The following is an 11,695-nucleotide window of genomic DNA, read 5'->3' as shown; positions in this document are numbered from 1 at the left end:
GGCCGAGGCCCGGCAGGCCGCCGCCCGCCATCCGGATGCCGGCGACGACCGCGGCGGCCTGCTCGGCGTCGTGGACGCAGCGGTTGTAGAGCGCGCCGTGCGGTTTGACGTAGCCGACCCGGGCCCCGGCGGCGCGTGCGAAGACCTCCAACGCGCCGATCTGATAGGCGACTTCGGCGGCCAGTTCGTCCGGCGGCAGCTCCATCGCGCGGCGGCCGAAGCCGGCCAGGTCGCGGTAGGAGACCTGGGCGCCGATGACCACCCCGCGCTCGGCGGCCAGCGCGCAGACCCGGCGCATGGTGGCCGGGTCGCCGGCGTGGAAGCCGCAGGCGACGTTGGCGCTGGTGACGACGGACAGCAGGGCGTCGTCGTCGGTGAGTTGCCAGCGGCCGAAGCCTTCCCCGAGGTCGGCGTTGAGGTCGATGACGGGAGGGGCCGCCGGGTCGATCATGGGTGTCCGTTCCGGGGAGTGCGGATGCGGGGCGCAAGTCAACGTACTAGATCGTTGAACGATCCGACAAGAGGTGTGTTGTCTCGTCCTGCCATCTGGGATTGACTTCCGCTGACACGACACCTGGACGGATCCCCGCGGTCCGTCCGTACGGGACGGAGCGCGCAGCGTATGGCCGGCGGAGTGACGAAGAACGATCAGCGGCGGCTCGCCGAGGTCGCGGGCCTGGCGCGGGACCGTGCGCTGCTGGGGCGCTCCAGCACGGCCGAGCGGGTCGCCGACATCCTGCGGGACCGGATCACCGAGGGCTACTTCGCGCCGGGCGTCCGGCTCTCGGAGGAGAGCATCGGCGGCGCGCTCGGCGTCTCCCGCAACACCCTGCGCGAGGCGTTCCGGCTGCTCACCCATGAACGGCTGCTGGAACACCGGCTCAACCGCGGGGTGTTCGTCCGCGTGGTCACCGTCGAGGACCTGGACGACATCTTCCGGGTGCGGATGCTCGTGGAGTGCGCGGCGGTGCGCGGTCTGGGGCAGGGGCCCTACGGGGCCGAGGCGGCCGAGGCCGTCGCGGCGATCGAGGCGGCGGTGCGGGCCGGCGAGACGGCCGCCGCGGACCGGCAGTGGGAAGACCTGTCGACCGCCAACATCCGCTTCCACCAGGCCATCGTCGCCCTGGCGGGCAGCCCGCGCACCGACGAGCTGATGCGCGGAGTGCTGGCCGAACTCCGGCTGGTCTTCCACGTGATGGCCGATCCGCAGCGCTTCTACGCGCCGTATCTGGTCCGCAACCGGCAGATCGCGGAGTCGCTGCTGGCGGGCGACGCGGCGGCGGCCGAGCGGCTGCTGCTGGCCTATCTGGAGGACTCGCGCGGCCAGTTGTCGGGGGCGTACGCCCAGCGCATCGCCGAGAGCTGAGAAGCGCCGGAAGTCCACCGCTTCCGACCCCTTGTCGGATCGTTCAACAATCGCATAGCCTCCGCAGCAATCTTCTCTCGCTCCCCACGCGTCCGTGGGGCATCCCGTACGCGGAAGGCGGATCCATGATCGTGCTCCTCGGCGTGCTCGTGGTCGTGATCGGCTTCGCCACGAAACGCAATCCCCTGCTGGTCGTCGCGGTGGCCGGGATCGTCACCGGCTTCCTCGGCGGACTCACCCCCGGCAAGGTGCTGGCCGCGTTCGGCGAGGGCTTCGCCGGCAGCCGGGCGGTGACCATCTTCGCGATCACCCTCCCGGTCATCGGCCTCCTGGAGCGCTACGGCCTCCAGGAGCGGGCCCGCGCCCTGATCGCCCGGTTCGGCCGGCTCACCACCGGGCGGTTCCTCGCGCTCTACCTGGGGCTGCGGCAGATCGGCGCGGCGGTCGGGCTGACCGACGTCTTCGGCCACGCCCAGACCGTCCGCCCGCTGGCCGCCCCGATGGCGGAGGGCGCCGCCGAGCGGGCGCACGGCCAACTCCCGGACCGGACGCGGGAGAAGATCCGCTCCTTCGCGGCCAGCGCGGACAACGTCGGCCGCTTCTTCGGCGAGGACGTCTTCCTCGCCGTCGGCTCGATCCTGCTGATCACCGGCTTCGTCAACACCACGTACGGCACCCACCTCGAACCGCTGCACCTCGCGCTGTGGGCGATCCCCACCGCGCTGTGCGCCTTCGTGGTCCACGGCTGGCGGCTGCTGCGCCTGGACCGGCGACTGGAGCGCGAACCGCTCACCGCACATGTCCACCACACCAGCGCAGCGGAGGCCGACCGGTGATCAAGGCAGAGTGGTTCTACTGGCTCGTCGGCCTCAGCTTCCTGGTGATGGCCGCCCAGATGGTCGCCGACCGCGGCAACCCCAAGCGCTTCGGGACCGGCGCCTTCTGGGGCCTGATCGGCGCCGGCTTCATCTACAGCAGCTGGGTCGTCACCAAGCAGGCGCCCGCCGAGCCGCTGGGCGCCGCCGTCCTCGTCATGGCCGTACTGGCCGGCTTCGGCTTCACCGGGCGCGGCACCCCGCGCACCACCACCCCCGAGGAGCGCGCCGCGAGCGCCGCCCGCCTCGGCAACAGGCTGTTCGTCCCCGCCCTGACCATCCCGGCCGTCGCGCTGGTCTGCGCCGTCGGCGTCAAGCACCTGTCCATCGGGGGTCGGCCGGTCCTCCAGGAGGGCAGCGAGACCATCCTGGGCCTGGGTCTCGGCGCGGTGGTCGCGCTGGTGGTCGGTATGGCCATGCTGCGCGAGAAGCGGATATCCGTGCCCGTCCAGGCCGGCCGCTCCATGCTGGAGGCGATGGGCTGGGCGATGCTGCTGCCGCAGATGCTGGCCACACTGGGCACCATCTTCCAGGTCTCCGGCGTCGGCGGCCAGGTCGGCAAGCTCGCCGCCGCCGCCCTGCCCAAGGACTCCCTCTACGTCGCCGTGGTCGTCTACTGCGTGGGGATGTTCGCCTTCACCCTCATCATGGGCAACGCCTTCGCCGCCTTCCCCGTGATGACCGCGGCCGTCGGCTGGCCGGTCCTCGTCGGGCACTTCCACGGCAACCCGGCCGCCGTCCTCGCCCTCGGCATGCTCGCCGGCTTCTGCGGCACCCTCGTGACCCCGATGGCCGCCAACTTCAACATCGTCCCGGCCGCCCTGCTGGAGCTGAAGGACCAGTACGGGCCCATCAAGGCGCAGTTGCCCACCGCGGGCGTGCTGCTCGGCTGCAACATCCTGGTCATGGCGGTGTTCGCCTTCTGAGGCGGAGCCGCTTCGCCGGCCCGCCCGTCCGTACCCCGCCCCGGACCGCAGAGGAAGACCGTATGACCCGCGTACTGCTCACCGGATTCGAACCCTTCGACGGGGAATCCACCAACCCCTCCTGGCAGGCGGTCCGCGCCGCCGCGGCCGAACCGCTCGCCGCCGCCGTCGTCTCCACCGTCGAGCTGCCCTGTGTCTACGGCCGCTCACTGACCGCACTGCGCACCGCCATCGACGCGACACAACCGGACATCGTGGTATGTGTCGGACAGGCCGGCGGCCGTCCGGACATCACCGTCGAACGGGTCGCCCTCAACATCGACGACGCCCGGATCCCGGACGCCTCGGGGGCCGAGCCGATCGACGAGCCGATCGTGCCCGGCGGGCCCGCCGCGTACTTCTCCACCCTGCCGGTCAAGGCGTGCGTGGCGGCGGTCCGCGCCGCCGGACTGCCCGCCTCGGTCTCCAACACCGCCGGCACCTTCGTCTGCAACCACGTCTTCTACGGGCTCGCCCACCTCATCGCCACCGAACTGCCCCACGTACGCGGCGGATTCGTGCACGTCCCCTACGCGCCCGAGCAGGTCACCGACCGCGCCCGGCCCTCGCTCCCGGTGGACGCGGTCGCCCGCGCCCTGCGGGAGATCGCCGCCGCCACCGCCCGCACGCGGACCGACATCCGCGTCGCGGAGGGGGCCACGCACTGAGCCGCGGATGACGCCGTAGACTGACCAGTCGGCCGGGCGGCAGGTCCGTCAACGGGCCCGGCGGCGGTCCACCCATGAGCGGATCCGCGCCGTTTCGTCCGTTGTCAGTGCCAGCGCCTACTCTGTGCGACGTGACTTTCTCCGCCCCGGGGCCCGCTGCGCCCCAGCTCAACGGCCCGAACCGGCCCGCGCCGGGCCCGGCCGCCGACGAAGGACTGGCCCGCCGGCTGCGCGCGCTCGCGTGCACCGCGCCGCTGCACGACCTCGACGTGCGCAAGGCCAACCTCGCGGGCGAGTACGGGGGCTACGCGATGGCGGAGGTGGCGCTCGCCGTCATCGACCTGGTCACGCTCAACATGGACTTCGACACCGGCGCCGACCACGAGGAGATAGTGGCGAAGGTGCTTCCGCGGGTCGCCGCGCAGGCACCGCACCGCCCGGCGGCGGAACACGAGCGGGTCGCCCGCTGGGTGCTGGAGAACCTGATCAACGTCGGCAGCGTGGACCGCGGCTTCCGCGCCGTGTACGGCACCTTCACCACCGAGGGCGAGTACGTCCGCCGCGACTACGACTTCAAGCTCGTCGAAGAGGTCCCCGGCGCGGGCGGCACGGTCTATCTGCGCGCCACGGACGAGGCCGTCAACGTCCTGGTCGGCGCCCTCGACACGGACGTCACCAGCGCCCAGATCGCCGCCGAGGTCAAGCTGGAGGTGCTGATCAGCCGGGGCCGCCTGGCCGACGCCCAGCTGGCCGCCGAGCAGGCCCGCTACCGCACCGTCCAGTACGCCGAGACGCTCCGCAGGACCCTGGACGCCACCCGGCGCAACGTCCGCGCCGTCGACTGGCTGCAGACCGTCCCCGACATGATCACCGAGGCGCTGGACCACGTGGCGGACCGCTACCGCCACGAGAACGCCATCCTCACCAACATCCGCAAGGCCCGCGACGAGGCCGAGGCCGTCGACGAGAAGACCGGCGAGCACAAGCGGCGCGCCGCCGAGCTCGTGGACATCGTCAAGGACTGCATCCGCCGCCACACCCAGCTCCAGTCCCGGCTCCTGGAGGCCGGGCCGCTCTTCCGCGCCGAGCAGGACCGGCAGGCGTTCGCCACCCCGACCGCCCGCGCCGGCCTCGACCTCTACGGCCAGCTCGTCGCCCCGGTGCTGCCGCTCTCCGTGGCGCACGCCACCCGGGTCACCGACGCCTTCTTCGCGCGCGGCACGGGCCTGCGCACCCCCTCCGCGGTCCGGGTCGGCGACCTCGTCGAGATGCTGCTGACCCCGCCCGTGGAGCGCGAGCACCTCGGCGCCGAGATGCCCGAGCCCGATCTGGTGGCCACCCCGGACGACAGCCGCTTCAGCGAGGCCCAGCTGGATGCCGCGATGGCGCTGCTCGACCTCCCCGCCGACGCCCCCCGCCGGCTCTCCGGGCTGCTCGCCGAGGCGCGCCGCAGTGACCCCGAACTCCCGTATCTGGTCGCCCTGCTGGCGGTGCACGCCGCCAGCCCGCCGGTCGGTACGGCCTACCGCCAGGGCGAACGGCAGCTCCTCTTCGCCGTCGACGACGGCACGGAGCTGACCGACCCCGAATTCGGCGGCGCCGACCTCATCGTCGGCACCGCCCTGCTGGACGCGGCCGGGATGGCCGCCGGCCGCTCGGAGGTGGCCTGATGCCCGTGGCACACGGCCTCCCGCCGATAGCGGACGGCCCGCCCCCGGCGGCCGCCCGGTTCGCCGCCCCGTACGGCCACCCGCCCGCGCCCCGGCGAGCGGCGCCCCCGCACCGGCCGCCGCAGTACGAGATACCCCCGACCGTCCCCCGCAAGGAGCTTGTCCCGTGAGCCAGTACGACGCCGACGAGGTGCCGCAGCCCGACCCGGCGCCCGGCACCGGCGATCCGGGCCGGGGCGCGCCCGCCGACGGCACCGGGCCGGCCCCGGCGGGGACCGCGCCGCCGACCCCCGCCGACGCGGCCGACGCCGCCCGGCTGGTCTCCTTCGGCCTCCAGCCCAAGCTGCTGCCCGCCCGCGACGCGGAATACGGCGAACTGCTCCGCCGCTATCGGGACGAACCCGCCTTCGCCCGGCTCGCCGACGCCGTCGCCGCCGGCCTCGGGCTGGTCGTCCTGGAGGTCTCCACCCGCGCCGGGATGGCCGTCACCGCCGCCGAGGACTCCGTCTTCGCCGTACGGATGGGCGACTACGCCCGCCGCGCCTCGGTCGACTCCGGGGACCGCTTCCTGCACGGCCTGGCGCATCTGGCCGTCGCCGCACTCGCCTTCCCGCGCCCCGAGGACCTGGCCGACGACGGCTACATCGGCCGGATCACGGTCAACGGCGTCGACGCCTTCGTACGGCAGGCGTGCCGCCGCCTTGAGGAGCGCGCCGAGCAGGACGGCGAGAACACCGACCCGGTCAGCGACACCCCCGGCCTGGAGTCCGCCTGGCGGGTCTACGCCCGGCGGAGCGCGACCGGTGCCACCAAGGACGCCCGGCGGCTGGCCGGTTCGACGACCGGCATCATCGCCAAGGCCGTCACCTTCCTCGTCGACTCCGGCTTCCTCCAGCGCACCGGCGACGACGCGGGCGGTGCGTACCGGACCACGGCCCGCTATCAGCTCCAGGTCCGCGACATGGCCGGCAGCGCGGCCATGGCCGAACTCCTGGAGCTGGGCATCGTGCCCGTCGCCGACGGCAGCGCCTCCCTGCTGCCCGGCGAGGAGACCGATGACCTCGACCTGGTCGCGGAGGCGGGACTGCCGTTCCACTCGGGCTGAGGGAGCGGGCGGGGCGGGGGAGCGGGGTGCTTCGGCTGAGGCGCTTGGCGGTCCCCCCCACCCCCGAACCCACCCCCCGCCCCCTCCCCCGAAGGGGGAGAGGGGGAGGGGGCGGGGGACGAAAATCCCGGTCCCGGCCCCCAGCCACCGCCCGCGGCCCCACCCCCGCCCCACCGGCCCCGCCACACAACCACCCACCCCCCGCCACTCACCGCCCGCCACCCGCCCCCCCCCCCCCCCCGCCCCCCCCCCCACCCGCCCCACCCGCCCTCCCACACCAACGAGAGTCCGCCATGTACGAGCTGTCCCGGGTCCGCCTCTACTCCATCGGGCCCGCCGGTGCGCGTTATGCCGACACCGTCCTGGACCTGCGCGGAGTCGGCGCGCCGGTGCCCCAACCGGCGCCGGCGCAGGCGGACTTCTTCGAGGACGAGCCGGTCGGCCCGCCACGCCGCCCGGCGCCCGCGGGCGTCCTCTTCCTGGAGAACGGCGGCGGTAAGTCCGTCCTGCTGAAGCTGATCTTCTCGGTGATGCTGCCCGGCCACCGCAACACCCTCGGCGGCGCCAGCTCCGGTGTGCTGCGCAAGTTCCTGCTCGCCGACGACTGCGGGCATGTCGCGCTGGAGTGGCAGCACGTACTGACCGGCGAGACCGTCGTGGTCGGCAAGGTGAGCGAGTGGCGGGGGCGGCAGGTCTCCAACGACCCGCGGAAGTTCGCCGAGGCGTGGTACAGCTTCCGGCCCGGCCCCGGGATGAGTCTGGACTCGCTCCCCGTCGCCGAGGCCACCCTGGTCCGGCCTCGGCAGGAGAACGGCGAGGGCACGTCCGGCGCGCAGGGCCGCCGCCGCACGATGAAGGGCTTCCGCGACGTCCTCACCGAAGCCGGGAAGAACTACCCCAATCTGGACGTCGTCTGGGAGGAGATCCACGAGCGCTGGAACGAGCACCTCGGCGTCCTCGGCCTGGACCCCGAACTCTTCCGCTACCAGCGGGAGATGAACGCCGACGAGGGCGAGGCGGCCGGGCTCTTCGCGGTCAAGAACGACTCCGACTTCACCGACCTGCTGCTGCGCGCCGTCACGGACACCCGGGACACCGACGGCCTGGCCGACCTCGTCCACGGCTTCGCCCACAAGCTCGGCCGGCGCGCCGAACTCACCGCCGAGCGGGACTTCACCGCCGGCTCGCTCGATCTGCTCTCGCGCATCGCCGAGGCCGCCGAGCACCGCGCACGCGCCCGTGAGGTGCACGCCGGCGCGGAGCGCCGCACCCGCGCGCTGGCCCAGCGGCTGCACGCCCGCGGTACCGAGGAGCGCGGCCGGGCCGCCGAGCTGGCCGAGGCGGTCGCCGCCGCCGCGCACCGCGTGACGGACGCCGGGCGCACCCGCGAGCGCCGCTCCCTGGTCGCCGCCGAACTCGCCTACCGGCACGCCTCGCTGGCGCTGGCCGCCGCCGAGAAGGGCGCCGCCGCCCAGCGCCGCGAGCTCAACGACGCCCGTACGCTGCACAGCGCCTGGCAGGCCGCCGAGATCGCGCTGCGCCACCGGGCCGCCGCCGACCGCTCGGCGCGGGTCGCGGCCGCCATCCGCGAGGCCGAGCGGGACGCCGCCCCGGCGCTCGCCGCCCGCGCCACCGCCGCCGCCGACCTGGTCCGCGCCCTGCACGGCGCCGCCGAGGCCGGTGAGCGGCTGGCCAACGAGGAGGAGGAACGGTCCGCCGCCCTCCAGGAGGCCGGTGAATCGGCGCACCGCGACGCCACCACGGCCGCCACCCACGCCCAGCGCGCCCGCAGCGAGGCCGATCACCTCAGGCAGCGGCTCGCCGAGGTCGCCCAGGAGACCGAGGAGGCCGTCCGGGCCGGCTGGCTGGACGACTCCGCCCCGGACGCCGACCCGGCCCGTGCCGCGCTCGCCGCCTCGGACGCCGAGAAGACCGCCGTGGCCGCCTGGGACTCCGCCCGCGAGACCGCCCGGCAGGCCACCGACCGGGCCCGCGAGGCCGCAGCGAGGCACTCCGCCGCCGAACTGGCCGCGGCCCGCGCCGAGGACGCCGCCCAGGCCGCCGGGCGGGCCCACGACGCCGAGCGCCGCGCCGCCGAGTCCCTCGGCGCCGAGCAGCGGCTCGCCGAACTCCTCGGGCTCCCCGAGGCGGCGTCCGTCGCCCTGCCCGGTCCCCGTACGGCCACGCCCGGCGGGGAGTCCGCTCCGCCGCGCCGCTCCGCCGCCGGTCCGCTGTCCGCCGAGGAACTGGACCGCAGCGCCGACGCGTTGCGGGAGCTGCTGGAGGAGGGCGTCGCCACCGCCGAGCGCCAGCTGTTCGAGCTGCGGACGGCCGCCGCCGACGACGCCCGGATCCTGGGCGCGCTGGGCGACGGCGGACTGCTGCCCCCGGGGCCCGATGTGCTGGCGGCGGTGGAGTATCTGGGCGAGCACGGCGTTCCGGCGCTGCCCGGCTGGCGCTATCTCGCCCAGTCCGTCGACCCGGCCGACCACGCGCGGCTGCTGGCCGCCCGCCCCGAGCTCGTCGACGGCGTGATCATCACCGACCCGGACACCCACGCCCGGGCCCGCGAGATCCTCGCCCAGGCCGCGCTGCTGCCGCGCTCCGCCGTCGCCGTCGGCACCGCCGCGGCCCTGCTCGCGCCCACCCCGCCGGCCGGCGAGGACGACCCGGGCGCCGCCGGCGTCTTCCTCGTACCGCCGAACCCGGCGATGCACGACGAGTCCGCCGCCGACGAGGAGCGCCGGGCGCTGCGCGCCCGCGCCCTGCGGCGCGACGAGGAGATCCGGGTGCTGGCCGCGCGGCTCGCCGGGGACCGGGCGCTCGCCGCCCGCCTCGGCTCCTGGCGCGCCGGCTGCCCGGCGGGCCGGCTCGCCGAGCTGGCCGAGGCGGCGGAGGCGCCCCGTACGGCCGCGGAGACGGCCGCCGCCGAGCTGACCGAGGCCCGTGCGGCCCGCGCCGAGGCCGACGAGGCCGCCGCGGAGGCCACCGGCGTGCGCGACGAGCGGCAGGAGGCCGCGCAGCGCGCCCGGCGCGCCGCCGATCTGCTGGCCGGGCTCGCCCACCGGCTGCGCGAGCGCGCCGGCTGGCAGTCGCGACTGCGTGAACTGGCCGACGAGGCGGCCGAGTTCGAGGCCCGCGCGGAGGAGTGCGTGGACCGTGCGCGGGCCGCCGACGAGGACCGCCGGGCCGCCCAGCGCGCCGCCGACGACGCCCGCCGGACCGCCCGCGCGCTGCGTGCCGAGCGTTCCGAGATCGCCGGTGTCCCGGACGACCTCGGCGAGGCCCCGGCGGAGCCCACCGCCTCGCTGCCCGCGCTCCGCGAGGCGTACCGCGCCGCCTCCCAGCTCTACGAGAAGGTGGGCGTCGGCGCCGACCTGCGCGCCGAACAGGCCCGCGCCGAGGGCGACGAGTCCGCGGCGCTGGCCGAGCTGAACCGCCTCACCAACAAGGTTCGCACCCGCGCCGAACAGCTCCTGGAGAGCCCGGACGCCGCCGACGGCCCGTCCCGCCAGGCCGCGGCGGCCCGCGCGGAATCGCTGGTGCAGATGCTGGAGCCCCGCGCCTCGGCCGCCAGCGAGCAGCTGGGCCGGCTCCGCGGCGAGGCGGAGCGGCTGGCACCCACGGACGGCGAGGCGCACACCGAGCTGCCCGACGAGCTGGTACCGGCCGACGCCGACCGCGCCAAGGAGCTGCTGCGCTCCGCCCACGCCGAACTGGCCACCGCCACCGAGGCGTCGGACACCGCCCGGGAGCGGCACGAGGAGCTGCTGCGCGGCCACCGCGCGGCCGAGGACGCGGCCGGCGGCTTCGACGAGACCGCGGCCCTGCTGCGCGATCTGCTGCGTGACCACCACGACGCCGAGGAGGGCGAGGCCGAGCAGATCGAGCCGTACGCCGGCGGCCTGGCCGAGGCCCGGCAGGCCGCCGCCGAGTCCCGCCGCTCGCTGCGCGGCTGCGCGGCCGACCTGTCCGCCGCCGAGGGCGCGGTCCGTGAGGCCGCCGACATCCTCGTACGGCACGCCAACTCCACCCGGTACGAGCAGGTACGCACCCCCGCCCGGCAGCAGATCCGCGAGCTGCCCGCCGCGGCACTGCCGGACCACGCCGCCAAGTGGGCGGAGGCGTTCGCGCCCCGACTGCGGGTGCTCACCGACGAGTTGACGCAGCTGGAGCGCAACCGTGACTCCATCGTCGACCGGCTGCGCGGCCTGGTGGAGTCGTCGCTGACGACGCTGCGCTCCGCCCAGCGGCTGTCCCGGCTGCCCGAGGGGCTGGGGGAGTGGTCCGGCCAGGAGTTCCTGCGGATCCGCTTCGAGGACCCCGACCAGGCCACGCTCACCGAGCGGTTGGGCGAGGTCATCGACGAGGCGACCCGTGCGGCGGTCCGCAAGAACAGCGATCTGCGGCGGGACGGCATGTCCCTGCTGCTGCGCGGGGTGCAGGCCGCGCTGCTGCCGCGCGGGGTGGCCGTGGAGATCCTCAAGCCGGATGCGGTACTGCGCGCCGAGCGGGTGCCCGTGGGGCAGATGGGCGATGTCTTCTCCGGCGGCCAGCTGCTGACCGCCGCCATCGCCCTGTACTGCACGATGGCGGCGCTGCGCAGCAACGACCGGGGCCGCGACCGGCAGCGGCACGCCGGCACGCTGTTCCTGGACAACCCCATCGGCCGTGCCAACGCCACGTATCTGCTGGAGCTCCAGCGTGCCGTGGCCGATGCGCTGGGCGTCCAACTCCTCTACACCACCGGGCTGTTCGACACCACCGCGCTCGCCGAGTTCCCACTGGTCATCCGGCTGCGCAATGACGCGGACCTGCGGGCGGGCCTGAAGTACATCAGCGTCGAGGAGCACCTGCGGCCGGGGCTGCCGCAGCAGGACCCGGCCGGGGAGGCGGTGCACGGGCAGATCACCGCGACCCGGATGTACCGGCGGCCCGAGGACGACGGGGAGACGGCGGGCGGCTGACCGGGCGCGGTGGCGCGGTCGCCGGACGACCGCGCCACCGACGCACGCTGCCGGTGCGCCCGCGCCACCCCGCGCTCAC

The 11,695-nt window shown here is 75.2% G+C and carries 8 protein-coding genes and 1 pseudogene; 8 read left to right on the top strand and 1 reads right to left on the bottom strand.

Annotated elements, in window-relative coordinates; genetic code table 11:
- Positions 1-424 (bottom strand): annotated as a pseudogene (locus RZ84_RS40690) (5-oxoprolinase subunit PxpA); the annotation flags it as partial.
- 198 nt (positions 425-622) lie between these two features.
- Between RZ84_RS40690 and RZ84_RS05640 the strand changes: the two are divergent.
- The 8 genes from RZ84_RS05640 (at position 623) to RZ84_RS05610 (ending at position 11,616) form a co-directional block, all read left to right on the top strand.
- Entirely contained in the window at positions 623-1,366 is a 744-nt protein-coding gene (locus tag RZ84_RS05640) for a GntR family transcriptional regulator (protein ID WP_043263340.1), read from the top strand.
- A gap of 125 nt (positions 1,367-1,491) precedes the next feature.
- Positions 1,492-2,202, top strand: a complete 711-nt coding sequence (locus RZ84_RS05635; protein ID WP_043263339.1) for a DUF969 domain-containing protein — start codon at positions 1,492-1,494, stop codon at positions 2,200-2,202.
- Entirely contained in the window at positions 2,199-3,167 is a 969-nt protein-coding gene (locus tag RZ84_RS05630; protein ID WP_043263338.1) for a DUF979 domain-containing protein, read from the top strand. Before RZ84_RS05635 ends, RZ84_RS05630 begins: the two co-directional genes overlap by 4 nt.
- 62 nt (positions 3,168-3,229) lie before the next feature.
- Positions 3,230-3,874 carry a pyroglutamyl-peptidase I gene (gene pcp / locus RZ84_RS05625; protein ID WP_043263337.1) on the top strand — a complete coding sequence of 215 codons (645 nt, stop codon included), beginning with the start codon at positions 3,230-3,232 and terminating at the stop codon, positions 3,872-3,874.
- Between the two features lie 131 nt (positions 3,875-4,005).
- Entirely contained in the window at positions 4,006-5,544 is a 1,539-nt protein-coding gene (locus tag RZ84_RS05620; protein WP_043263336.1) for a hypothetical protein, read from the top strand.
- A complete protein-coding gene (locus RZ84_RS38790) occupies positions 5,544-5,714 on the top strand; it encodes a hypothetical protein (protein ID WP_157878777.1) in 171 nt (56 codons plus the stop codon). Before RZ84_RS05620 ends, RZ84_RS38790 begins: the two co-directional genes overlap by 1 nt.
- Positions 5,711-6,649 (top strand): hypothetical protein, encoded by a 939-nt coding sequence (locus tag RZ84_RS05615; RefSeq protein ID WP_043263335.1) that lies wholly within the window; start codon positions 5,711-5,713, stop codon positions 6,647-6,649. The genes RZ84_RS38790 and RZ84_RS05615 overlap by 4 nt, the downstream gene beginning before the upstream one ends.
- 293 nt (positions 6,650-6,942) lie before the next feature.
- Positions 6,943-11,616, top strand: coding sequence for a hypothetical protein (locus RZ84_RS05610; protein WP_043263334.1), 4,674 nt, complete (start codon positions 6,943-6,945; stop codon positions 11,614-11,616).
- Positions 11,617-11,695 lie beyond the last annotated feature (79 nt).

It is taken from the genome of Streptomyces sp. CT34 (genome assembly GCF_000805335.1).
Classification (GTDB): Bacteria; Actinomycetota; Actinomycetes; order Streptomycetales; family Streptomycetaceae; genus Streptomyces.
The sequence above is the reverse complement of the archived record's forward strand: the minus strand, read 5'-3'. Positions and strand labels throughout refer to the sequence as shown.